The 22,255-nt window shown below is 61.1% G+C and carries 22 protein-coding genes; 8 read left to right on the plus strand and 14 right to left on the minus strand.

Annotated features, from left to right (window positions below):
• Nucleotides 1-19: 19 nt before the first annotated feature.
• The 3 genes from prfA (at nt 20) to KUV39_RS09925 (ending at nt 2,816) form a co-directional block, all read left to right on the plus strand.
• Nucleotides 20-1,075, plus strand: a complete 1,056-nt coding sequence (gene prfA, locus KUV39_RS09915; RefSeq protein WP_222459667.1) for a peptide chain release factor 1 — start codon at nt 20-22, stop codon at nt 1,073-1,075.
• The gene (prmC, locus tag KUV39_RS09920; RefSeq protein ID WP_222459668.1) at nt 1,072-1,929 is read left to right on the plus strand and encodes a peptide chain release factor N(5)-glutamine methyltransferase; all 858 of its coding nucleotides are present in this window, start codon (nt 1,072-1,074) and stop codon (nt 1,927-1,929) included. The genes prfA and prmC overlap by 4 nt, the downstream gene beginning before the upstream one ends.
• 224 nt (nt 1,930-2,153) lie before the next feature.
• Entirely contained in the window at nt 2,154-2,816 is a 663-nt protein-coding gene (locus KUV39_RS09925) for a DUF4167 domain-containing protein (RefSeq protein ID WP_008558746.1), read from the plus strand.
• Nucleotides 2,817-2,922: 106 nt separating this feature from the next.
• Here the strand turns inward: KUV39_RS09925 and rsmA are convergent, their stop codons facing one another.
• The 6 genes from rsmA to lptF all read right to left on the minus strand — a co-directional run bounded on the left by rsmA (nt 2,923) and on the right by lptF (nt 10,541).
• Entirely contained in the window at nt 2,923-3,771 is an 849-nt protein-coding gene (gene rsmA, locus KUV39_RS09930; protein ID WP_222459669.1) for a 16S rRNA (adenine(1518)-N(6)/adenine(1519)-N(6))-dimethyltransferase RsmA, read from the minus strand.
• 85 nt (nt 3,772-3,856) lie between these two features.
• The gene (gene pdxA, locus KUV39_RS09935) at nt 3,857-4,837 is read right to left on the minus strand and encodes a 4-hydroxythreonine-4-phosphate dehydrogenase PdxA (RefSeq protein WP_222459670.1); all 981 of its coding nucleotides are present in this window, start codon (nt 4,835-4,837) and stop codon (nt 3,857-3,859) included.
• Nucleotides 4,834-6,099, minus strand: a complete 1,266-nt coding sequence (locus KUV39_RS09940) for a peptidylprolyl isomerase (protein ID WP_046210964.1) — start codon at nt 6,097-6,099, stop codon at nt 4,834-4,836. The genes pdxA and KUV39_RS09940 overlap by 4 nt, the downstream gene beginning before the upstream one ends.
• On the minus strand, nt 6,084-8,273 hold the full coding sequence (locus KUV39_RS09945) for an LPS-assembly protein LptD (RefSeq protein WP_008560110.1): 2,190 nt from the start codon (nt 8,271-8,273) through the stop codon (nt 6,084-6,086). Before KUV39_RS09945 ends, KUV39_RS09940 begins: the two co-directional genes overlap by 16 nt.
• Nucleotide 8,274: 1 nt before the next feature.
• Nucleotides 8,275-9,378, minus strand: a complete 1,104-nt coding sequence (lptG, locus tag KUV39_RS09950; RefSeq protein ID WP_222459671.1) for an LPS export ABC transporter permease LptG — start codon at nt 9,376-9,378, stop codon at nt 8,275-8,277.
• Nucleotides 9,375-10,541: an LPS export ABC transporter permease LptF gene (gene lptF, locus KUV39_RS09955; protein WP_209033473.1), complete on the minus strand. Its 1,167-nt coding sequence runs from the start codon at nt 10,539-10,541 to the stop codon at nt 9,375-9,377. The genes lptG and lptF overlap by 4 nt, the downstream gene beginning before the upstream one ends.
• A gap of 272 nt (nt 10,542-10,813) precedes the next feature.
• On the opposite strand from lptF, the gene KUV39_RS09960 reads away from it, so the two are divergent.
• Nucleotides 10,814-12,289, plus strand: coding sequence for a leucyl aminopeptidase (locus KUV39_RS09960; RefSeq protein WP_222459672.1), 1,476 nt, complete (start codon nt 10,814-10,816; stop codon nt 12,287-12,289).
• An 8-nt stretch (nt 12,290-12,297) separates the two neighbouring features.
• Nucleotides 12,298-12,762 carry a DNA polymerase III subunit chi gene (locus tag KUV39_RS09965; RefSeq protein WP_008562701.1) on the plus strand — a complete coding sequence of 155 codons (465 nt, stop codon included), beginning with the start codon at nt 12,298-12,300 and terminating at the stop codon, nt 12,760-12,762.
• Nucleotides 12,763-12,830: 68 nt separating this feature from the next.
• On the opposite strand, the gene KUV39_RS09970 is transcribed toward KUV39_RS09965, so the two are convergent.
• The 3 genes from KUV39_RS09970 to KUV39_RS09980 all read right to left on the minus strand — a co-directional run bounded on the left by KUV39_RS09970 (nt 12,831) and on the right by KUV39_RS09980 (nt 15,986).
• Nucleotides 12,831-13,412 (minus strand): retropepsin-like aspartic protease family protein, encoded by a 582-nt coding sequence (locus KUV39_RS09970; protein WP_008562417.1) that lies wholly within the window; start codon nt 13,410-13,412, stop codon nt 12,831-12,833.
• Between the two features lie 100 nt (nt 13,413-13,512).
• Entirely contained in the window at nt 13,513-14,133 is a 621-nt protein-coding gene (locus KUV39_RS09975) for a MarC family protein (RefSeq protein WP_008562061.1), read from the minus strand.
• Nucleotides 14,130-15,986 (minus strand): ABC-F family ATP-binding cassette domain-containing protein, encoded by a 1,857-nt coding sequence (locus KUV39_RS09980; RefSeq protein ID WP_222459673.1) that lies wholly within the window; start codon nt 15,984-15,986, stop codon nt 14,130-14,132. The genes KUV39_RS09975 and KUV39_RS09980 overlap by 4 nt, the downstream gene beginning before the upstream one ends.
• Before the next feature lie 139 nt (nt 15,987-16,125).
• Here KUV39_RS09980 and KUV39_RS09985 point away from each other — a divergent pair, with 139 nt between their 5' ends.
• Both KUV39_RS09985 and ndk read left to right on the plus strand, forming a co-directional pair.
• Nucleotides 16,126-17,328 (plus strand): multidrug effflux MFS transporter, encoded by a 1,203-nt coding sequence (locus KUV39_RS09985; protein WP_222459674.1) that lies wholly within the window; start codon nt 16,126-16,128, stop codon nt 17,326-17,328.
• A 136-nt stretch (nt 17,329-17,464) separates the two neighbouring features.
• Nucleotides 17,465-17,887 (plus strand): nucleoside-diphosphate kinase, encoded by a 423-nt coding sequence (gene ndk, locus KUV39_RS09990; protein WP_008563265.1) that lies wholly within the window; start codon nt 17,465-17,467, stop codon nt 17,885-17,887.
• 66 nt (nt 17,888-17,953) lie between these two features.
• On the opposite strand, the gene KUV39_RS09995 is transcribed toward ndk, so the two are convergent.
• The 3 genes from KUV39_RS09995 to KUV39_RS10005 all read right to left on the minus strand — a co-directional run bounded on the left by KUV39_RS09995 (nt 17,954) and on the right by KUV39_RS10005 (nt 19,045).
• Nucleotides 17,954-18,484 carry a DUF4112 domain-containing protein gene (locus tag KUV39_RS09995; RefSeq protein WP_222459675.1) on the minus strand — a complete coding sequence of 177 codons (531 nt, stop codon included), beginning with the start codon at nt 18,482-18,484 and terminating at the stop codon, nt 17,954-17,956.
• Nucleotides 18,477-18,647, minus strand: a complete 171-nt coding sequence (locus tag KUV39_RS10000) for a YqaE/Pmp3 family membrane protein (RefSeq protein WP_008561339.1) — start codon at nt 18,645-18,647, stop codon at nt 18,477-18,479. The genes KUV39_RS09995 and KUV39_RS10000 overlap by 8 nt, the downstream gene beginning before the upstream one ends.
• A 68-nt stretch (nt 18,648-18,715) precedes the next feature.
• Nucleotides 18,716-19,045, minus strand: coding sequence for a TfoX/Sxy family protein (locus KUV39_RS10005; RefSeq protein ID WP_008562643.1), 330 nt, complete (start codon nt 19,043-19,045; stop codon nt 18,716-18,718).
• 223 nt (nt 19,046-19,268) lie between these two features.
• On the opposite strand from KUV39_RS10005, the gene KUV39_RS10010 reads away from it, so the two are divergent.
• Complete coding sequence (locus KUV39_RS10010) at nt 19,269-20,051, plus strand: hypothetical protein (protein WP_222459676.1); 783 nt, start codon at nt 19,269-19,271, stop codon at nt 20,049-20,051.
• 32 nt (nt 20,052-20,083) lie between these two features.
• Here KUV39_RS10010 and KUV39_RS10015 read toward each other — a convergent pair whose 3' ends face one another.
• Nucleotides 20,084-21,880 carry a SulP family inorganic anion transporter gene (locus tag KUV39_RS10015; protein ID WP_222459710.1) on the minus strand — a complete coding sequence of 599 codons (1,797 nt, stop codon included), beginning with the start codon at nt 21,878-21,880 and terminating at the stop codon, nt 20,084-20,086.
• A 92-nt stretch (nt 21,881-21,972) separates the two neighbouring features.
• Complete coding sequence (locus tag KUV39_RS10020) at nt 21,973-22,185, minus strand: YgaP family membrane protein (RefSeq protein WP_222459677.1); 213 nt, start codon at nt 22,183-22,185, stop codon at nt 21,973-21,975.
• Between the last annotated feature and the right edge of the window lie 70 nt (nt 22,186-22,255).

Here is a 22,255-nt window from a genome sequence, read left to right on the forward strand (position 1 = left end):
CTAAACGGATACCCCACGCATGATCCCCGAAGACCGCCTTGAACAGATCCTGCAGAGGTTTCAATACCTTGAGGCTGCGATGTCCGATGGGGCAAGCGGCGAGGATATTGCAGCCCTCGCCAAGGAGTATTCCGACCTGCGCCCGGTCGCGGAGCAGATCCTTTCCTATCGTCGGTTGCTTGCGGATCTTGATGAAGCCGAGCAGATGCTGGCAGATCCCGATATGGCGGCTTTGGCCGAGGAAGAGCTGCCGGGTCTGCGTGCGGCCCTGCCAGAGGCAGAACAGGCGCTGCAGCTGGCCCTGTTGCCGCGGGATGCAGCCGATAGCAAACCTGCGATGCTGGAAATCCGTCCCGGCACCGGCGGGGATGAGGCGGCGTTGTTTGCCGGGGATTTGCTGCGCATGTACCAACGCTACGCAGAGGCGCAGGGTTGGACGTTTGAGATCATCGAAGAGCAGTCCACCGAACTTGGCGGCCTGAAAGAGGTGGTTGCCCATGTCAAAGGCAACAACGTGTTTGCCCGGCTGAAATATGAATCCGGTGTTCATCGGGTCCAGCGTGTCCCCGTGACCGAGTCTGGCGGTCGTATCCATACCTCGGCCGCGACGGTTGCTGTTTTGCCCGAAGCGGAAGAGGTCGATCTGCGCATTGACCCGGCAGACCTGCGGATCGACACGATGCGCGCATCCGGCGCGGGCGGCCAGCACGTGAACACCACCGACTCGGCCGTGCGGATCACCCATATCCCAACGGGCATCATCGTCGTCAGTTCGGAAAAATCCCAACACCGGAACCGAGAGATCGCAATGCAGGTTCTGCGCACCCGGCTTTATGATCTGGAGCGCCAGAGGATCGACAGCGAACGCTCCGCCGATCGGGCCAGTCAGGTGGGTTCGGGGGATCGTTCCGAACGGATCCGGACATATAATTTCCCGCAGGGCCGCATGTCGGACCATCGGATCAATCTGACGCTCTACAAGCTCGATCAGATCATGCAGGGCGATCTGGATGAAGTCATCGATGCGCTCACAGCCGACGATCAGGCACGGCGTCTGGCCGAGATGGGCCAATGAACGCGCCGCAGACAGCTGCACAGGCAATGGCCGCAGCAGCCGCGCGGCTGCGGGCGGCAGGGGTGCCTGACCCCGCCCGTGACGCGCGGGTCTTGCTGGCCCATGCAGCGCGGATCGAGGCAAGCAGGGTAACGCTGATCGCACCCGAGGATCTCGATCCCGATGTAGCCGAGCGCTATGAACAGCTGATTTCGCTCCGCGCAATCCGCGTGCCTGTCTCCCATCTGGTGGGAGAGCGCGAGTTCTATGGCCGCCGCTTCAAGGTCTCAAGCGATGTGCTGGACCCGCGCCCGGAAACCGAATGCCTGATCGAGGCCGCGCTGGCAGAACCGTTTGCCCGGGTTCTTGATCTTGGCCTGGGATCGGGCTGCCTTCTGGTCACCCTCCTTGCCGAACAGCCCAAAGCGACCGGGCTGGGCGTCGATCTGAGCGAAGCAGCCTGCCTGCAGGCCAGTGCCAATGCGGTTTTGCACCGGGTCGAGCCACGCGCCGATGTGCGCCAATCGGATTGGTTTGCGCAGGTCGAGGGGCAGTTTGACCTCATAGTCTCGAACCCGCCCTATATCGCGCTAGATGAAATGGAAGGCCTGTCCGCCGAAGTTCGGGGCCATGAACCGGAAATGGCCCTGACCGACGGGGCTGACGGGCTCAGCGCCTATCGCGCGATTTCGCAGCAGGTCGCTGAATATCTCGCGCCGGGTGGGCGGGTGCTTTTGGAAATCGGGCCAACTCAGGGCGCGCAGGTTGCGGAAATGTTGCGCACCGCAGGGTTGGTGGATGTACGTGTCCTGCCAGATCTGGATGGGCGCGACAGGGTGGTTTTTGGCCGCAACTGTGGCGAAAACACCGCCTAAGGCATGAAAACGCCGCCGAATTCGTAGTTTTGAAAGAAAAAACACGGAAAACTCAACCCAGCCTCTTGTCTGATGGGGCTGAACATGATTACTCAGAGGTGTCGCTTTTGAGCGAGGTGCAGAATACCTCCCGGCGACGCCAAGCCCAAAATAGTCGATGATCCGGCGCTAAGACGCGCCAATTGGGTCCAACGACAAATACAATCAAGGCTGACGTTAGACATATGAGATCGTCAAAATCACGTTCGCGTTCCAAGTCGAACCGGAACCGCCCCCAGGGGGCCAATGTTGTCAACCGCGTCTTCGACAGCTCCGGTCCTGAGGGCAAGGTGCGCGGAACGCCGCAACAGATCATTGATAAATACAACCAGCTGGCCCGCGATGCTCAGCTAAGCAATGACCGTGTTGCCACAGAAAATTTCCAACAGCATGCCGAGCATTATCTGCGGATGCTGAACGAAGCCCAACGCGAGATCGAGGCGCGCCGCGAGGAGCAGGAACGCCAGAACCGTGAACGCCAGGCAGAGCGGGATCGCGAGCGTCAGGAGCGGCTGGAACGCCAGGAACGCGAAGCGGCAAGCCGGGGCGAAGATGCACCGCAGCCCGACGTCGTTGATCCGCGCGACAGCGATGATGACAGCGGTCTGGTGGACACACCGGAGCAGGCCGCTGCAGAGCAGCCGTCAGCAGACCAGGGCGAAGCCAAGCCGCAAAAGGCCCCGAGCCGCAAGCCACGCGCACCGCGCAAGCCCAAGGCAGATGCGGCTGCGAAGGCTGAAGGTGGTGAAGGTGACAGCCCGGCGGCAGAGCGCAAACCTGCTGCAAAACGCGCCAGCAAGCCCAAGGCAAAGCCCCCGGCAGAGGACGCGCCTGAGGCTGCTGAATAAGCCACTGGCCTATCTGAAATGTGAAAACCCGGCCCCAGCAGTCTGCTGGGCGCCGGGTTTTTTCTGTCCGGGCTAGCGTGCCCTGTAAAGTGGGTCTGGATTGCGATCAGCTTTCGGCGGCCTTGACGCTGCGGGCAAGCGCACAGAAGGCTTCCAGGCTCACCTGCTCTGCGCGTTCGGTGGGCGGGATGCCTGCCGCGTTCAGGTGGTCTTCGATATCGGGGCTCACGCTCTTGAGGCTGGCGCGCAGCATCTTGCGCCGTTGATTGAAGGCGGCAGCGACAACCTTGTTCAGCGTGCCCGGATCAGCGGGGAAACGGGGCTCTTCCAATGCGGTCAGATGGACAACCGCACTATGGACCTTTGGGGGCGGGCTGAAGGCTTCGGGGGGCAGGGACAGAACGATGCGGGCATCCGCCCGCCACTGTGCCAAAAGCGCCAGACGTCCATAGGCTTTGGTGCCGGGCTGGGCCACGATCCGTTCAGCCACTTCACGCTGGAACATCAGGGTCAGGCTTTGCCAGAACGGCGGCCATGCCTTTGGGGTGAGCCAACGCACCAGCAGCTCTGTGCCGACATTATAGGGCAGGTTTGCTGCAATGCGGATCGGCGGAGTGAGATGGGTGAGGGGGTTTACCTCCAGCGCGTCGCCCTCAATGACTTCCAGCTTGCCGGGATAGGCTGCCGAGACCTCGGCAAGGGCCGGGATGCAGCGGCTGTCTTTCTCCACCGCCAGAACCTTGCGCGCGCCTTCGGCCAGCAGGCCACGGGTCAGGCCGCCGGGGCCGGGGCCGATTTCCAGCACGTCACAGCCCGTGAGATCACCCGCCTGACGGGCGATCTTGGCCGTCAGGTTCAGATCCAGCAGGAAGTTTTGGCCAAGCGACTTGCGCGCCAACAGCTGATGGGTCTCGATCACCTCGCGCAGCGGGGGGAGAGAGTCGATAGCGCTCATAGTATCGGTACCTTGCGACAGGGCGCAGCGGCTGCGCCTTCAGGTTTCATGCCTCCGGCGGGGATATTTCCAGCAAGAGGAAGTTTCAAGTGCTGGCGGCCATGCTCTGCGCCAGCCGCAGCGCCTCAATGAGGCTGGAGGGGTTGGCGACCCCCTGACCGGCAATGTCAAACGCCGTGCCATGATCGGGCGAGGTGCGGATGAACGGCAGACCAAGGGTAACATTGACGCCGCGGTCGAAATCGAGCGTCTTGATCGGGATCAGCGCCTGATCGTGATACATGCACACGGCCGCATCATAGCGTGCACGTGCCGCCGCATGAAACATCGTATCCGCCGGATGCGGGCCGGACAGCACATAGGCGCCCCCCTGCATGTCGGCAATGAGATCCTGAATCCAGTCCAGCTCTTCCGTACCCATTGCGCCATTTTCGCCTGCATGTGGGTTCAGCCCGGCAACAGCAATGCGCGGATGGGGGATGCCAAACTGATCCCTCAACCCTTGTGCGGTGATTTCGATGGTCGCACGCAGCCCCTCCGGGGTCAGCTTGCGGGGCACTTCGGACAGGGCAATGTGAATGGTGGCTGGCACAACCCGCAGGGCAGGGCTTGCCAGCATCATGACCACCTGCGTGTCACCGCCAAGGTGTGCAAGGAATTCAGTATGGCCGGGATAGGCAAAGCCCGCCCCGTCAATCAGCGCCTTCTTGTGGATCGGCGCGGTGCACAGAGCGCAGGCCTGTCCGGAGGTCACCAATGCGACACCGGTTTCGATCGCCGTGATCACACCTTGGGCATTGTCAGGATTGATCCGTCCGGGCTCATTGTCGGCTGCAAATTCAACAGGCAGGACAGGCATGGCCGTCGCGCTGACGTCCACTGCCTCAGCCGGGGTGCGAACCTCTTGCCAGATGGCTGTCGCTGGCAGATGCCGAGGATCACCAAGCCAGACGAACGGGCAGCTGTCTTTCAGCGTTTCCCAGGCCTTTGCGGCGAGTTCCGGGCCAATGCCCGCCGGTTCTCCACAGCTGAGCGCAATGGGGAGAGGTCGGGCAGTGGTGGTCATTTGATGTCGATCCGGGCGTCTGCCTTCAGCTGTTCCAAAAGGCTGTCTGCAAAGGCACCAAGGCGTTGCTGTGTCAGCGCATTGGCCACGGCCTCGCGGCTGGCTTCGGCGTTGACCTCGGCGGTGCGGCCACACATCATCAAGACGACCAGCGTCTGACCGTTGTTGCGGGTCAGCGCGGTAGAGGTTTCGCCGGGATCCAGCTTGGCCAGTTCGATTGCGATATCCTGCGGAATTTCAGAGGGCGCAAGGGTGACGCGATCCAGCACGGATGGATCCTGTCCAAGTGCCACGCCATACAGGTCATCGCAGGTGTCGATCTGACCAGTCAGCTTTTGCGCGGCGGCAAGTGCTTCGGGGGTCCGACCGCCGGGGATATAGTAGGCCGCATATTCGATAGCGGCGTAGCGCGGCGCGCTGCCTGCGCTTTCCCGCAGATCACGCATCTGGAACAGCGCAACCGCATTGTCGAGCGGAATGGGGGCGGTGACTTCGCCTGGGCTCAGCTCCAGCACCACCTGCTGCAACTGCGGCGGCAGATTGGTGAGCGGCATCCACGGCAGGCGCCCGCCATTTTCACGGGTGCGAGCGGCCGAGAACTGTGTCGCGGCCTGAGAGAAGGCGGCGGTGGTGTTCATCTGCGCAACCTGCTGGGCGACTTCCTCGACCTGGGGGGCGTTCTGGGCGTTGATCGGCATGATGAGTTCCGACAGCAGCACCTCAACACCGCCGGAGCCAGACAGGCCCATCGCGCGGTCGATCTCTTCTTCCGAGGGGCGGGCCTGACCGATGTAGCGCGATCCGACATAGCCGCGCCATGCGATGCCAACGCGGCTGAAGTCGCGCAGGGTTTGCGGATCAACACCGTTTTCGCGCAGGACGTTCAGGAACTCCTGCAGGCTGAGATTTGCGCGACCGGCGAGCTCCGTCATCCCTGCGGTGACTTCCTCATCGGTGGGGTCAATGCCCGCCTGCGCCAGCACTTCCAGCTTCAACCGGTCTTCGATCAGGTCTTCGCGGGCTTTTTCTAGCGGGTCGCCCGGCTCGCGCAGAAGGGCGAGGAAGCGGGCCCGTTGTTGCAGTTCGTAGTTCGTCACAACCGAGTCATTCACCGTCACGGCCGGTGAAAACAATCCCTGTGCCGAGCCGACGGCTGGCTGAAACAAAAGCGCAGCAGCAAGGGCAACCGCCGATGCGGTGCGTGTCAGCCGGGAAATGAAGGGGGCCGCGAAATAGGGCCGGGTACTCAGGTGTTTTTGCATGATCGCCTGTAACTCTTGCTGCCGCCGTCCACGGAGAAACCGTTTAACGCGATGGTAAAGCCGAAATCCGTTGTCGGCTCAACACTTGTTGTCGATGTATAGCGTCGGTTGACCGAAAGATCGACCTTTACACATTCGTTGGAATAAACGAGCCCGACACCTGCGCGTGTCGCACGGGCGTCAGAAATGTCGTATCGCAAATTGGCACTTGCGGTCCAGCCGGGCGAGACCTCGTAGGAGCCGTCAAACCACAGTTCAGAGGTTTCCTCGGACCGTCCTTCAGCGGGATCCGTGCCCAACCACAGATAGGTGCCGGTCAGGCTGGCCCGGTCGGTCATCCAATCGCCGCGCACTTCCGCCTTGGAGAAGTTCAGCGACCCGTTGAGCAGTCCGCGCGTGGAAATCGCCAGCTCGTCATTCAGCTTGAGTTGCGCGGCCAGCAACAAGTCCGAAGAGGTGCCGCCCAGACCGGAGCTTTTGGTGAAGCGCGTTTCGTTGGTATCGCGGAACACCTGGCCGATGGTTGCAGAGGCCTGCCAGCCGCTGGGGGAATAGCGCGCCCAGTTCAGACCATAGGCAACGGTCACACCTTCCTCGCGGGCGTCTGTCGCGGGAAAGCGGGACAGCTCCAGCAGGTTGCCGCGATCAAACTCGACAAAGTTGCTTTCGTCGTTTGGCACGGCGGTGTCGCCAATATCCGTCCAGCCAATTTGCAGAATGGGTTCAAGGTATTGCGTTGCGCCGCTGCCTTCGCGCCGGGTCATCGGCAGGCGGAAGGTCAGGGCGCTGCGGGGGCTGAAACGGGTGCTTGTGCTGTCAAAGACGCTGTCATCAAAGACCTCAAAGATATCAGCAGCCGCGCCAAGCGAGACTTCGGTTACAAGCCCGCTGTTGAACCGCCAGCTACGCCGCCAGTCCAGATCCAGGGTTGCGCGCCCCACATCGCGCCCGGCCGCATCTGTCAGATTGCCTTCCAGGTCAGAGGTCCGGTTGTGGCCATGTGTTTCGACCGACAGCCGCATTTCCCCGCCGATGCGGTCCGGAAAGAAGCGGCGCTCGTAGTAGATATTGCCGATGGAGGAGGGGATCAGGTCCTGATTTTCACTGTCCCGCAATGTCTTGTACGAAATCGCGCTGGCCCGCAGCAGGCTGTCGCGTTTCACTCGTGACAGCACCACCTCAGAGCGCAAACGGTCCAGGTCATCCAGTCCGTAGTCCACCAGATACGCATCGTCCGAGACGCTTTTCACGTCAAAGCGCAGCTTGAAATCGCGCGGCAGATCAAAGGTACCATCCGCAAACACATACCCGCGCCCCTCGCCGGGATAGAGATCATCGCGAGTATAGGCGCCGTTGATTTCGATCTCGCCGCGGCGAAACGCCTGACGATAGCGCAAATCGAGCGTCCGCGTGCGCGAGGACACATAGGGGGCAATGGTCAGATCCCGGTGCGGCCCAAGCGTGAGGAAATACGGCACCTTGACCCCGGTGCCGAGGTTCGATGTGGTCCGCAGCGAGGGGATCAGAAAGCCGCTTGCGCGCTCCAGCGTCGGGTCTGGCAGGCGAATGGCCGGGAAGTAGAACACGGGCACATCCATCACCCGCAGCTGCGCGCTTTCCAGATAAAGCTGCTTTTCCTGCTGGTCGTGCGTGATCCGTTCCGCCCTGATCTGCCAAAGCGGCGGACGCCCGTCATTGCAGACATGGCAGGAGGTCACGGCGGTTTTGTACAGCTGGGTGTAACGGCCCCCGACGCGGGTCATCTGCAGCGATGCAAGCTGCAGCTGTTGCTGGAAGACCATGCGCGCACCAACCAACAACCCGTTGCGCATATCGCGGTCCAGTTCCGCAGCATCCGCCAGAATGGTGACGTCTTCGCCCTCGTCAATGCGAATGGGGCCTTCGATCTGCAAAGAGCCTTCGGTCTGATCAAAGGTGATTTTCTTGGCGCTGAGGCGGGTGTTGCCCTGGAACGCCTCGACATTGCCCTGCGCAACCAACGTGCGCTCTGGTGTGATGAACAGTTGATCTGCCACCAGAATTGCAGGGGTCTGCGTTGTCCCGGCCGTCTGACTGCCAAAGGGGCGACCTTGGGCATCGGCGGGGGCCGGCAGTGACATCGGTGCGACCGCGAGAAACGGCAGGACAGTCGATAAAAGCAGGGCGCGGCGCATGTTATCCGTCCTCGGCATGTAGTAGCAGACCCATGGTCAGCAGGATCGCGGCAACCGGCGGCGCCCAGCCAGCCAGAGCCACCGGGATCTGGCCGTTCTCACCAAGAATCTGTGCGAAATTTCGAAGAAAATAAAGCCCAAAACCAAGCAGGACCGCCATCAGAACGGCCAGCCCAGTGCCACCAAAACGCGCATGACGCATGGTGAAGGCGGCGCCAACCAGAACCATGGCAATCAGGAACAGCGGGCGGGCCAGTTCAACCTGCAGCCAGACTTCGTAGCGTTTGGTGGAAAAACCGGCCTCTGCCAGCTCTCTGATGGTGGCGGGGAGATCATAGACAGAGATCCCCGTCGCGGTGCCCAGCGTGTCGCGGATCCGTTCAGATGTCAGTGTGGTCGACAGGCGCAAACTGGCGTGTTCGGTTGCGTTGGTCTCCGGATTGACGCCGGTCACCAACGGCCAGACCTTTGCATTTGTCAAAACCCAGTCGCTGCCATCCAGCGTTGCGCTGCGAGCGACGGTCTGACGGATCGGGCGCCCCTCCGGGCCATAGGACAGGATGGTCACACCGAGAAGCGTGACATCATCGACGTCACCGCTATAGCCCTTGGCGTGGATGACCGATTGGCCCTGCGCACCGCCTTGCCGCAGCCACAGGCCTTCGCCGGTCAGCGACAGCGCGGCCGGGCCACCATTGCGATAGGTTTCCGCGAGATCGCGGTAGTGGTTGGAGGTGGCGGCGACGATCGGGTTCAGCGTGCTGACCGCAAGAAGCCCGATAAAGGCCGCCAGCACCACAGGCGCAGCCAGCGCCCTGATGCCAGAGCGGCCAATGGCGCGGGTCACGACCAGTTCGCTGCTGCGGGCCAGACCCACAAACAGCACGATGGTTGTCAGGATCATGATGAGCGGGAGAAACTCGCTCAATGCGGCGGGAGCGTTGAGCAGGGTCAACCCGAACAATTGCCCAAAGCTCAGATCCTGCGCATCAAACCGCCTGATCTGCTCGTTGAGATCAATGAGCATCACCAGCGTCAGCAGGACAGCGCAGATAACGGCAAACCACTGCAGGAAGCGGCGCGCATAGTAGAAATCCAGCGTCATGCCATGCCTCCCTCTGTTTCGTCGCCATTTTGCGAGCGACGGCCATGGCGATGGCGTGCCCAAATCGGTCCCAGTGGCTTGGACGCGAGTTGGAGGAAAATCAATGCAGCCGTCACGCCGACAGCGGTGGGCAGGTAGATCAGCGGCCACATGTCGGCGTTTTCCAGCACCGGTTCGGAAACGACACCGCGCAGCCCTTCGACAAAGATCAGCAGCACAAAGGCAACCAGCGCTTGGCGCCAGACGCCAAATCGTGAAAAGCCCCCAACCATGAGCGCCGAGAAACCGATCAAAGCCACAGCGACACAGACCAGCGCGCGGGCAAACCGCAGATGCAATTCCTCTGCCAAAGCGCCAGCGCTGTATGGCCCTTCGGCGATCAGGCTGGCCCGGTCCTGCAGCAGCTCAAGGCTCGGGATGGCGCGGATGTTGCGGGTCTTTTCCTCGGCCTTGTTGGCAAGACTGCTGATATCATAGGAAAAATCGGAAAAGATCGTAGAGGACAGGCGCCGGGTCTGCATGTCGATCCGCTGGGACATCCCGTCGACCATGACCAGATGCGTCCGGTCTTCATCGCGCACCAGATAAGCCTTGCCTCCGGTATAGGTTACCACCTGATCCGGGTTGCGCCGGTCCGACAGGAAGACATCATTCAACGTGCCATCGGGGTCGATACGTCCGATGTAAAAGGTGACGCCGCGCGTTGGATGGAGAAAGTCGCCTTCGCTCAGCAATTTTGCGGTGACGTTACGGGATATTTCCGTCTCTCGCTGCTCTAGTGTCGCGATAGAGGTGGGCAGCAGGAAATGGGTCAGGATCGACATCATGATTGCCGTGATGATCCCAAAGGCCAGCGCAGGTTTCGCCATTTGCCAGGGGCTGGTGCCAGTGGCGCGCAGAACGGTCAGTTCGCTCTCGCTGTTGAGCCGGTTTGTCACCCAGACAGAGGACGCAAAAGCCGCCACAGGCAAAACCATGCGGATCAGGTTGGGCAGAGACAGCGCTGTGAACTCAAAGAAAACGAGGGCTGACTGACCATCGCCAATCAGTCGATCAAACAGCACCACGGCGCGGTTGATCCAGAAAACGGCCACCAGAATCAGGGCGAAGAACCCGAAAAACAGCAGGTATTGGGACAGCACATATCTGTCGTATCGTGACACTCGATCCCCCCAGACCTAACTGTCTTTGTTTTCCCGCGACCTTAGAGGATTTGTTTGCCGGGGAAAACTGCAATCTGCCAGCAATTTATGCGTTGGCGATCCTTGGCCTGCAGAGCGGATCACGGCGCGGTAAATCATGTGGTTCCTGCGCCCCTTGCAAGGGGGATGACATCGCCAGCGCCGGGCTGCGGATGTTTGACCCTAGCCATTGCTGTGTGGGCAAGCTACCTGTTGGGCAATTCGATTTTCATTTGCAAAAGGAACATCCGCACATGCGTCCGCTGACCCCGACCCGCTTTGTCGAATTTGACCCCAAGACCCTCTCGGATCTGGAAGGACGTGTTGTGGTTCAAATCACGCCGGAGGGAACGCTGGGGCAGGCGGCGCGGACCGCCAACCGGCTGACCAAAGGCGCGATTGCACGTCTGGTGGAGGCGGCGTCTTTTGAAAAATCAAAAGCCGGTGAGGTGATTTCGCTGGCATGGCCTGCGGGCATGAAGGCAGAGGCGCTGGACGTGCTGATCACCCCGCGCAAGATCACCCCAATCGAGGCGCGCAAGGCCGGGGCAAAGCTGGCGGCACTTGGCAGCGGCAAGACAGTCACTGTTATGGCTGGCTCGATGCAGCGGGCGGCAGATCTCGCGCTGGGAATGGCGCTGCGCGATTACCGGTTCGACAACCACAAGAGCAAACAGGAAGAGGACGGCGCAGGCGAGGTCATCATTGCGCACAAAAACCCGTCCGAGATGGAAGACGCCTTTGCCCCGATGGCAGCCGTTGCCGAAGGCGTGCATATGACACGAGATCTGGTCAACGAACCGGCAAACGTTCTGACCACGACGGAATTTGCCAACCGTCTGGCCGAGATGGAGGCGCTTGGCCTTGAGGTTGAAGTGCTCGAAGAGGACAAGCTGGCCGAACTGGGCATGCGGACCCTTTTGTCGGTTGGTCAGGGGTCTGACAGCCCGTCCAAGGTTGTTGTGATGCATTGGAAAGGCGGCGATGCAGATGCTGCGCCGCTGGCTCTGGTTGGTAAGGGTGTGGTGTTCGATACCGGTGGTATCTCTCTCAAACCTGCTGCGGGCATGGAAGAAATGACAATGGACATGGGCGGCGCGGGCGTTGTTGCGGGCACCATGCGCGCGCTGGCCAAGCGCAAGGCCAAAGCCAATGTTGTGGGGCTCGTGGGGCTGGTGGAAAACATGCCCTCAGGAAATGCCACGCGGCCTGGTGACGTCGTGAAATCGATGAAGGGTGATACCGTCGAAATCATCAACACCGACGCCGAAGGTCGGCTCGTTCTGTGTGACGTGATGTGGTACGCGCAAGAGCGGTTCAAACCCGTTGGCATGATTGATCTGGCCACACTGACCGGGGCGATCATCATCGGTCTTGGTCATGAAAACGCGGGGGTCTTCTCCAACGACGATGCCTTCTGCAATGCGTTCCTCAAGGCGGCAGAGGCCGAGGGTGAAGGCGCCTGGCGGATGCCACTGGGCAAGGCTTATGATGATCAGCTGAAATCCCGCATCGCCGATATGAAAAATGTCGGTGGCCGTCCCGCAGGCTCCATCACCGCAGCGCAGTTCCTGCAGCGGTTCGTGCAGGAAGGAACCCCCTGGATTCACTTGGACATCGCCGGTGTTGCCTCTGTCAGCAGCCCCACCGCCTATGCGCCGAAGGGGGCAACCGGCTGGGGCGTCATGGCCCTGAGCCGGATGGTTCAGGATATGCTCGAGACGGATTAAGCGCACTCATGGGGGCTGTCTATTTTTACCATCTGACACGGCGTCCGCTGGCCGAGACGCTTCCGGTCCTGCTTGAAAAGGCGATGGGCGCTGGTTGGCGCATCGTTGTGCGCGGGCAGGATCAGGAGCGGATCACCTGGCTGGATGATCGTCTGTGGCAGGGGCCAGAGGACCGGTTCCTTCCGCATGGTGTTGCGGGTGGCCCCCGCGATCATCTGCAACCTGTGTTGCTGACAACCCAGCCAGAACTGGCAGAGGGCACCCATTGCCTGATGGCGGTTGATGGCGCTGATGTCACGCCAGCCGAAGTGGCATCGCTGGAACGGGTCTGCATTCTGTTTGATGGCACCGATCAGGCGGCCGTGGCGCGGGCGCGGACGCAGTGGAAAACCCTCACAGATGCAGGCTGCGCGGCGCAATACTGGTCCGAGGAAAGCGGCAAATGGGAAAAGAAGGCCGAGAGCAAGGGCTGACACCGCCGCTCTTGGGGCAGTCGGCGGCTTGCAGGATCCCCGCCAAGGCAAGCTGCGGACAACCAGCCTTACCGGGTGAGCACCATTGCGCCCTCGCGGATTTCGATGCTGGACCAGCGCTGCAGATAGTCCATGCCCAATAGAGACTGATCCATCTGGCCTTCGTTCACCGCGACGCTGACATTGCGGTCGGTGATACCACCCAATGACATGCTGTCGACGCGGGTGCGGGCTGTGCGGACCTCTCCGTTTGCGGTGCGGGCTCGACCGAGATAGGCCAGATCGTCAAGATCAATGCCAACACGGCGGGCGTCCGCCGCGTTCAGCACAACAGCGCTTGCACCGGTGTCGACGAGAAACTGCACCGGAACATCGTTGACCTCCAGCGTGAGATAGTAGTGCCCATCCCGTGACCGCGGCACATCCACCCGACCTTCGTCCTGCAAGACGCTTTGCTGCGGGCTGACGGTCGTGCGGATGTCATCCCACAGCCCATAGCCTGCAATCACGCCCAGAAAAATGAACGCCCAGATCGCCAGTTGCTGCAGGGTCTTGCCGATACCCTGACGGTTTTGCACAAAAACCCAAGACCCCACCGCAACCAGCAGCAGGCCAAGATAGATCAGGCGTCCATAATCGTCACCGTTCAACTGGGCTCTCCTCACTTGTCCGGCCTGCGCAGGTAGCGCGGCCTGTTACGGTGAATATGGGGGCAGGGACACTGGATTTCGAGATAGGGCAGAGCCCGGATCAGCCGGCAAAGCCGAATGCCTGCAGACCATCCAGCACAAATTGCACCGAAAGCGCGGCAAGCAGCATCCCCAAAAGCCGGGTGACAACGGTGATCCCGGTCTTGCCCAGCAGGCGCTCCAACATGCCCGAGAACAGGCACATCACAAGCAGGATGCCCAGAACGGCAAACACCACGCCCATGACCATGAAAAACCCCGAAATGCCTGGCTGCTGGCCGGTCAAGAGGATCACCGTGGCAATGGATCCGGGCCCGGCAATCAGCGGAATGGCGAGCGGAAAGACGGACGGATCGTCAAAGTCATCTTCCTCACTGCGATCTTCGCGCCGTTTGTTGCGTCGCTCAAACAGCATGTCGAGAGCGGTCAGGAAAAGCAGCACGCCGCCTGCGATGCGAAAGGCGGGCATGGAAATGCCGACAAAGCCCAGCACCGCTTCGCCCAGAGCGGCAAACAGGGCCAGCAAGCCAACCGCCGTCAGCGTGGCCCGCAGGGCGATGCTGCGTTTCTGCTGCGCGCTCATGCCTTGGGTCATGGCGATGAAGATCGGGGTCAGGCCAATCGGGTCGATAATGACAAACAGCGTCACAAAGGAGGTGATCAGAAAAGCAGTGTCGATCATTGCGCTTCGGCCTGTTCCAGTTTTTCCAATGCGTCCATCCAGAGCCCTTCGGCCCGGCCAAGCGCTTCGATGCACTCGGCGTGTTTCTTCTGCCAGACCTCAATATCCGACGACTTGCCACTTTCGTAAAGGGCAGGATCGGCGAGCTTCTCGTCCAGCTTTTCGCGCATTTCGCTCAGTTTTTCGACCCGCGCCTCGGATTTGCGGACCTCAGAGCGCAGCGCGAGCAGTTCGTCCCGGCTGGCGCGTTTTGGTTTGGCGGCAGCTTTGGGCGCGGTTTTTTCAACGGGCTTTTCACGCGCCAGCAGCATATCGCGATAGCTGTCCAGATCGCCCTCGTATGGTTTGACCGTCCCGTCCGACACCAGCCACAGACGGTCGGCGACCAGCGACAGCAGATGCATGTCGTGGCTGACCAGAATGACAGCGCCGCTATAGGCTGTCAGCGCCTCCACCAGCGCCTCGCGGCTTTCGATGTCCAGGTGGTTGGTCGGTTCATCAAGGATCAGCATATGCGGCGCATCAATGGTCGCAATCAGCAGGGACAGACGCGCCTTTTGCCCACCTGACAGGCGGCCCACAGCGGTTTCTGCCTGTTCAGCACCAAGGCCGAAACCTGCCAGACGGGTCCGCCAGCGTGTCGGGGTTTCCTCGGGGCGCAGACGGCGCAGGTGGTCGAGCGGGGTTTCGTCGACATACAGCTCATCCACCTGATGCTGCGCAAAATAGCCGATCCGCAGCTTGGAGGACCGGGTCATCTTGCCCGCCATCAAAGGCAGCCGGTCCGACAGCAGTTTGGACAGGGTGGATTTGCCCTGACCGTTCTTGCCCAAAAGCGCAATCCGGTCGTCCTGATCGATGCGCAGGTTCAGCCGTTTCAGCACCTCCACCTCGCCGTAGCCGGTGGTGCCGCCCTCGATGTGGATGATCGGGGGTGACATCTCTTCGGGCTCTGGAAAGGTAAAGGCCCGCATCGCGGCTTCCTGCGGGGTTGAGATCGGCTTCATCTTTTCGATCATCTTCAGGCGAGACTGCGCTTGTTTCGCCTTGGTTGCCTTGGCGCGGAAACGGTCGACAAAGCTCTGCAGATGGGCGCGGCGGGCGTCCTGCTTTCTCGCCTCCGACAGGGCGGCGGCGATGCGAGCGGCGCGCGTTTCGGCAAAGGTGTCGTAGGTGCCCTGATAAAGCGTCAGCTTGCGGTCTTCTAGGTGCAGGATCGACCCCACCGCCCGGTTGAGCAGACCGCGGTCATGCGAGATCACCAGAACAGTATGGGGATACGAGGCCAGATAGCTCTCCAGCCAGAGGGCCCCCTCCAGATCGAGGTAGTTGGTCGGTTCGTCCAAAAGCAGCAGATCGGGCTGCGCAAAGAGAACCCCCGCCAGCGCAACGCGCATCCGCCAGCCGCCGGAATAGGCGGAACAGGGACGGCTGTGTTCTTCGTCGTCAAAACCAAGCCCCTTGAGAATGGCCGCAGCACGCGCTGGTGCGGACCAGGCGTCAATGTCGGCAAGGCGGGTCTGAACCTCGGCAATGCGGGCAGGATCCGTTGCCGTTTCGGCCTCTTCCAGCAGCGCGGCGCGTTCCAGATCGGCTGCAAGCACCGTATCGAGGATAGTCACCTCGGAGGAGGGGACCTCCTGAGCGACGCCGCCAATGCGGGCCTGCGACGGCAAAGAGATTTCGCCGGTGTCCAGCGTCAGCTCTCCGCGGATCAGGCGAAACAGGGTGGATTTGCCGGTGCCATTGCGGCCAACAATGCCGACCTTGTGCCCATCAGGGATGGTGGCAGACGCGTGGTCGATCAGCGGGCGGCCTTCGACCGAATAGGAGATATCTTTGATCCGTAGCATGGCACCTTCTGTTGTCCAAACCGGGGCAGGGGTCAATGGCTATTGCACCAGCTGACGTGTCCGCAGCCCGATCAGCAGCGCTGGACAAGCGTCGGTGGCGTGATAGGTCAGGGAGACCTTTTATCTGAAAGCCGTTTTCATGCGCCCCGCCCAAAGCCATCCGCATCTCATCACGCTGATCATGTGCACCGCGCTGTCGGTGCTCGCGCTCAACATGTTTTTGCCGTCCTTGGCCAATATCGCGGCGGAATACGGCGTGGACTATGCCTATGCCAACCTGTCCATCGCGGGGTTCCTGTCGATTTCGGCGGTGATGCAGATCGTGATCGGCCCGCTGTCAGACCGATTTGGGCGGCGCCCGGTCCTGCTGGTTGCGGTTTCGCTGTTCACGCTTGCATCTGTCGGGGCGGCGCTGGCGCAGGATATCACCAGTTTTCTCGCCTTTCGCCTCCTTCAAAGCGTCATCGTCGTAGGCACCGTGGTGCCACGGGCTGCCGTCAGGGATATGTTCGACACCGAGGAGGCCGCCCGCACGCTGGGCTATGTGACGATGGCGATGGCGCTGGCGCCGATGCTGGGGCCGATGTTTGGCGGGCTTCTGGATATCGCCTTTGGGTGGCGGGCATCCTTTTGGCTTTATACGCTTCTGGGGGCCATTGTGCTGCTGATGGTCTGGGGGGATTTCGGCGAAACCAACGCGCGCAAGTCAGATACTTTCATGGCGCAGATGCGCCGCTATCCGCTGTTGTTTTCTTCTCGACGCTTCTGGGGCTACAGCGCCTGTATCGCGTTTTCTCTCGGCGGGTTTTATTGCTTCATCACCGGTGCGCCCATGGTGGCGACTGCGTGGTTTGATATGAACAGTGCGCAGGTGGGGCTGGGCATCGGTATCATCACCGGCGGTTTCATGGTCGGCAACTTTGTCTCAGCCCGATTGATCCGGCGTGTCCCGCTCCTGACACTGATCCTCAGCGGGCGGATCAGTGCCGTAATGGGCCCTTCTTTGGGGCTCAGCGTGTTCCTGACCGGCCAAGGGGGCGCCTATCTGTTCTTTGCCTCTGCAGTTCTGGTCGGATTTGGAAACGGATTGACCATTGCAAATGCCAGCACGGGTCTGATGTCGGTTCGCCCAGAGTTGGCGGGCAGCGCTGCCGGGCTGTCTGGTGCGCTGGGCGTAGCGGTTGGGGCGATCCTGACCACGGTCACGGGCAGTGTCGTCAACGCGGAGAATGCGCCATTTGCCGTCCTTGGTTTGATCCTGGGCTGTAGCCTGCTGGCGCTGGCTTCGGCGCTTTATGTGCGCTGGGTGGATCAGCGCGAGCCGCTGACCGCCGCAGAATAGCAAAGGCCGGGCGCCGCAGCTCAACAACCCCCTTCCCATAAGGGCGCAGCCATGTTAGGCGGCGCGAGAACGCCAGCGCCGGGACAACCCGTCGATGGCGCAGAAATATCTAACACTTCTATTAGGAGATCGCCCGATGGCACTGGAACGCACCTTCTCGATCATCAAGCCCGATGCAACCCGCCGCAACCTGACCGGCAAAATCAACGCCAAGTTCGAAGAAGCTGGCCTGCGCATCGTTGCTCAAAAGCGCATCCACCTGACCAAAGCTCAGGCGGGTGAGTTCTACAAAGTGCACGCCGAGCGTCCGTTCTACGACGAACTGTGCGAGTTCATGGCATCCGCGCCGATCGTTGCTCAGGTTCTGGAAGGCGAAAACGCTATCGCGAAAAACCGCGAAGTCATGGGCGCCACCAACCCGGCAGACGCAGCTGCAGGCACCATCCGTGCCGAGTTCGCAGAATCCGTTGGCGAAAACTCCGTTCACGGTTCCGACGCTCCGGAAACCGCAGCGGTTGAAATCGCATACTTCTTCTCCGGTCTGGAGCTGGTCGGCTAAGCCACCGCTTCCGTCACGAGACGAAATAAAACCGCGTCGGAGCAATCCGGCGCGGTTTTTTGTTTGTCAGCTGGAGACAGGGCGCAGACGCAAGCTGCGCGCCGCCCGCCGTTTGCGGGGCCAGCTGGTGTCAGCCCAGCGGTGTCTGGCCTTGCCCGCCACGCTCAGGGCGTCCGGCCCCGGTGCGTTGATGTGGTCGAATCCGCGGCGGGCGAGCCGTTTGGCCAAGGGCTCCCCCGCCATTGCCTTTTTTTCAAGGTGCCTCCGCAAAAGGGCGACATTGCGCAGATTGGCCTTCCAGCCAACGTCAAACAGATCACCCACAAGAGGCACAGAACCGATCACTGCGTCGATCCCCACGTTTGCCGCCATTCGGGCGAGGGTCGGCGCAGAGGCGCCCATGCGATAGCCAGAGAACAGAATATAGCTCGCAGGCGCCAACGCCAGTGCATCGCCCACCCCGGGAACAAGACCCAGAATGCTGTCCCAACCGACGCGCACATTTATGATGGGCAGGTGAAACGCCTTGTCCATTCGGTGCGCAAGGCGTTCCAGCTCCTGTAGGCGCGGTTCATGATCGCTCAGGCCTTCAGGCATGTTTCGGCTCCCGTGCAATAACCCAGACAGCGTGCACGATACCGGGGATGTAACCCAACAGGGTCAGCAGGATGTTCAGCCAGAAATGCTTGCCAAGGCCGACCTGCAGAAAGACGCCAAGCGGCGGAAGAATAACGGAAAGAATGATACGGATCAGATCCATGTCGTGGCCCTCTCTGTGCGGTTGCAGTTGTTGGTACAACGTCCTGAGGGCGATTTGGGTTCCGTCGCTCAGCGTCGGTCGATGACACCGATCTCATTCAGGATGCGTTCGAATGCGGATTTGTTTTCATCAAAACTGCGGGCCTTCAGCGCGTCAAACCGGACGCGCAGCGCCTTCTTCTCCTCACCCTTGCAGTCATTCCAGGGACGGCCCTGCAAGCCCATCACCAGAACGTAGTAGCCGATGAAATGGGGCTTGGTTCCATGCTCCAGCAGTCGCGCATAAGCCGCATCAGCGCCCAACTCGCGCAGCGCCTCTGCAGAGTGGATGCCTGCCTTTGCACAGGCGGTCTCATAGGCGGGGCCAAGGTTGCGGATTGATGAAATGGGTGTGGACATAACGCGAACATATCGTCGGGCAGCGCGGCTGTCACGGTGAAACCCGCACCCGGCAGAGGTTTTTACGCAGCCTCCTTGGCGGCAAAACGTGCGTTTATCGCGCGGAAAAGTATATGCGCGACTATACTTTTGCGCGCAATCAGTCTCCGCACGGATAGGAGATTGGTTTGATTGATTTATCTAGGCTCGCTTCACCAATTAAGTTTTTTGAAAAGGGGGCGCGATGATTTTCCCGATCGTTCTGGCTGGCTCCAATCCGATTGACCCCTCGGTGGCTGCACAGCATCGTGCCTCGGATGTGCCATCCCATTTTCTGGCGGGCCCTTCTGGGCTCAGTCCGTTTCAGGACGTCTTGGGTCAATTGGCCAACCTGGGCGCGGCCTCTGTGGTAGTGCCCCATCTTGATGCCCGTCTTTGCGCGGCGCAGGTGCGCGACATTTCTTTTTGCGGGCAGCTTATTCTGGAGCCAACACGCGGGGGAACGGCTGCTGCGGTTGCAGCCGGGCTGGCCCTGGGGGGCGCGGCGGATGACGGGCTGGTGCTGTTGGTGCCTGCCCAGTTTCCGCGTCGCTGCCTTGGGGCTTTGCAGCAGGCCATTGCACAGGCCGAGGGTGTGGCAAATGGACGGGCGCTGGTGGCCCTCGCAACCGAGGCAGGGGAGGGCACATCGCTTTATGGTCGTTTGGAATGTGCATCCGCCGATGCGGCCTGCCCAGACCATCACCCGGCAATCGGATTTCGCTATTCCGGCGCGGCAGAGGCGGTGGGGGCTCTTCGGCCAACGGGGGCCTATCTGGTGCGCCACGATGTATTGAGAGAGGCCTACATGGCCTATGCCAGCCGTATTCTCCACGCGGTTGACCGGGCGGCGGCAGATGCCATTCGTGGCGCTGGAAAGGCCCTGCTGAATGTTGCAGACTACCGCACAGCACCGCCCACGTCCTTTGAAACGGCATTGCTGCGACCGCTGGTGTTGGCGGGGCGGGTACAAGTCGTAAAGGTCTAGACCCACTAAGACCGCCAGGCGATGGCCGCCTGTCAGGGCTCTGTTCCGCCCACGATCTGCAGGGGACGTGTGTTGGGCTTTTGTGGCTCCTGCGGGTCGGGGCGGGGGGTAAGGGCCATCATCGCCTCATGTTGGCTCAGGAATACCCGCCCGGTCAGCTGGTCGAGGAAGTCACCGCGCTCCAACCTGTCCATCACCGGTCCCTTGACCTCGCTCAGATGCAGCTGCACCTTCATCTCACTCAGGCGGTGCATGATTTCTTCGAGGGATTCCAACGCGCTTAGATCAATGTCATTGATGGCACTGCACTGCAGGATCACGTGATCAATCGCCTTGTCCTGCGCCACGCGGGTCTGGATGATATCCTCCAGGTAGCGGGCGTTGGCAAAATAGAGGCTTTCGTCAATGCGCAGAGTCAGGATCGAAGGGACGGTTTCCACCCGGTGCCGCAGGATATTGCGAAAGTGTTCCGTCCCCGGCACGCGGCCGACCTCTGCCACATGGGGGCGCGATGTCTTGTAAAGATGCAGCAGGATCGACAGGCCAACCCCGGCAGAAACGCCCACCTCTACGCCAAGGCCAAGTGTCAGCAGAATGGTTCCCAGCACGGCGGCAAAATCTGCCTTGGAATAGGCCCAGCTGCGTCGCAGGATTGAGACATCGACCAGCCCCAGAACCGCCACGATGATGGTTGCCGCCAGCGTCGCCTTGGGCAAATCATGAATGAGAGGTGTGAACGCAAGCGCGGCAACAGCCAGCCCGATTGCAGTAAAGGCCCCAGCGGCGGGGGTTGCGGCACCTGCATCGAAATTGACGACAGACCGGGAAAACCCGCCTGTGACCGGAAAGCCACCGAAAAAGGCCGCGCCAAGGTTTGCAGCGCCCAATCCAATGAGCTCCTGATCCGGGTCGACACGCTGGCGCCGTTTGGCAGCCAGGGTCTGGGCCACGGAAATCGACTCCACAAACCCGATGACAGAAATCAGAGCGGCGGGCAGCAGCAGTTGCGACACCAGATCCAGTGAGAGATCAGGCAAGGTGAAGGGCGGCAGGCTGGCAGGCACATGGCCCACGATTTGCACGGGATTTGCCCGCAGATCGCCATTGCCCAGATCCAGCCCCCACACCAAGAGCGTTGTTACAACCACCGCGGCAACCGGCCCGGCCTTGGTTAGCACATCCGCAGTTCGTGGCCCAACTCCGATCCCGCGCAAGGCAGGTTTCAGACCTTTGCGCACCCAGAACAGAAAGCCAGTTGCAGAGACACCAATCGCAAGGGTCGCGGGATTGGTTTGCGGCAGGCCAGAAACCAGGCTGCCAATGATTTCAGGCAGGTTGTGCCCTGCGGCGGGGATGCCAAAGACGTGCTTTAGCTGGCTCGCCGCGATCAGCAGGCCCGAGGCGGTGATAAACCCCGCAATCACCGGGTGGGACAGAAAATTGGCCAGAAACCCCAGACGCATGAGCCCCATCGCAAGGAGCATCACCCCAGAAAGCGCTGCAAGCGACAGGGCCGCCACGGCGTAGCCCATTGTGCCCTGATCCGCGATGTCGCTCAGGCTTGCGGCGGTCATCAGCGACACCACGGCAACCGGCCCGACAGCCAACGCGCGGCTGGTGCCAAAAACGGAATAAAGAAGGATTGGCACGATGGACGCATAGAGGCCAGCCTCAGCCGGTAGCCCCGCAAGCAATGCATAGGCCAGCGATTGGGGGATCAGCATGATGGTCACGATGACGGCCGCCATCAGATCATTTGCAAATGTCACGCGCCCATAGCTGCGCCCCCAGTCCAGAATGGGAAAATAGCGAAGAAGGCCTGCGTGCATCGGAGTGACTTTCAGTTCTGTTGGGGGTGGCCCGGTCCGTACTGTCACGCCGGGCCGTGCCATTGGGTTTGGTCTGTCTCAGCCGGTTGGGATCAGGCCTTGCAGGTCTTGATGCCGATCAGACTGTAGATCGGGCAAAAGCGGCTCGCGGCGACAGCCAGCATCACGCCACCTGCAAGAAATGCCACCGCGGTGGCCCAGGTGGCCTCGAACAGGGGCCAGCCGGTGACAAACGGCGCGGCAATCAGAAAAATGCCCAAGAGGGCGCGCAAGAGGCGGTCAATGGATCCGACATTGCGTGGCATGGGGTGGTCTCCTCAAATCCGGTGGACACGGCGCGATCGGCGCCGCAGATCCAGCATCGCAGAGGGGGCC

Source organism: Phaeobacter italicus (assembly GCF_019801785.1).
In the GTDB taxonomy this organism is placed as follows: domain Bacteria; phylum Pseudomonadota; class Alphaproteobacteria; order Rhodobacterales; family Rhodobacteraceae; genus Phaeobacter; species Phaeobacter italicus.

Coding starts and splice junctions, on each gene's coding strand:
- prfA (WP_222459667.1), top strand. CDS start 20: ATGATCCCCGAAGACCGCCTTGAACAGATCCTGCAGAGGTTTCAATAC.
- prmC (WP_222459668.1), top strand. CDS start 1,072: ATGAACGCGCCGCAGACAGCTGCACAGGCAATGGCCGCAGCAGCCGCG.
- KUV39_RS09925 (WP_008558746.1), top strand. CDS start 2,154: ATGAGATCGTCAAAATCACGTTCGCGTTCCAAGTCGAACCGGAACCGC.
- rsmA (WP_222459669.1), bottom strand. CDS start 3,771: ATGAGCGCTATCGACTCTCTCCCCCCGCTGCGCGAGGTGATCGAGACC.
- pdxA (WP_222459670.1), bottom strand. CDS start 4,837: ATGACCACCACTGCCCGACCTCTCCCCATTGCGCTCAGCTGTGGAGAA.
- KUV39_RS09940 (WP_046210964.1), bottom strand. CDS start 6,099: ATGCAAAAACACCTGAGTACCCGGCCCTATTTCGCGGCCCCCTTCATT.
- KUV39_RS09945 (WP_008560110.1), bottom strand. CDS start 8,273: ATGCGCCGCGCCCTGCTTTTATCGACTGTCCTGCCGTTTCTCGCGGTC.
- lptG (WP_222459671.1), bottom strand. CDS start 9,378: ATGACGCTGGATTTCTACTATGCGCGCCGCTTCCTGCAGTGGTTTGCC.
- KUV39_RS09960 (WP_222459672.1), top strand. CDS start 10,814: ATGCGTCCGCTGACCCCGACCCGCTTTGTCGAATTTGACCCCAAGACC.
- KUV39_RS09965 (WP_008562701.1), top strand. CDS start 12,298: ATGGGGGCTGTCTATTTTTACCATCTGACACGGCGTCCGCTGGCCGAG.
- KUV39_RS09975 (WP_008562061.1), bottom strand. CDS start 14,133: ATGATCGACACTGCTTTTCTGATCACCTCCTTTGTGACGCTGTTTGTC.
- KUV39_RS09980 (WP_222459673.1), bottom strand. CDS start 15,986: ATGCTACGGATCAAAGATATCTCCTATTCGGTCGAAGGCCGCCCGCTG.
- KUV39_RS09985 (WP_222459674.1), top strand. CDS start 16,126: ATGCGCCCCGCCCAAAGCCATCCGCATCTCATCACGCTGATCATGTGC.
- ndk (WP_008563265.1), top strand. CDS start 17,465: ATGGCACTGGAACGCACCTTCTCGATCATCAAGCCCGATGCAACCCGC.
- KUV39_RS09995 (WP_222459675.1), bottom strand. CDS start 18,484: ATGCCTGAAGGCCTGAGCGATCATGAACCGCGCCTACAGGAGCTGGAA.
- KUV39_RS10000 (WP_008561339.1), bottom strand. CDS start 18,647: ATGGATCTGATCCGTATCATTCTTTCCGTTATTCTTCCGCCGCTTGGC.
- KUV39_RS10005 (WP_008562643.1), bottom strand. CDS start 19,045: ATGTCCACACCCATTTCATCAATCCGCAACCTTGGCCCCGCCTATGAG.
- KUV39_RS10010 (WP_222459676.1), top strand. CDS start 19,269: ATGATTTTCCCGATCGTTCTGGCTGGCTCCAATCCGATTGACCCCTCG.
- KUV39_RS10015 (WP_222459710.1), bottom strand. CDS start 21,880: ATGCACGCAGGCCTTCTTCGCTATTTTCCCATTCTGGACTGGGGGCGC.
- KUV39_RS10020 (WP_222459677.1), bottom strand. CDS start 22,185: ATGCCACGCAATGTCGGATCCATTGACCGCCTCTTGCGCGCCCTCTTG.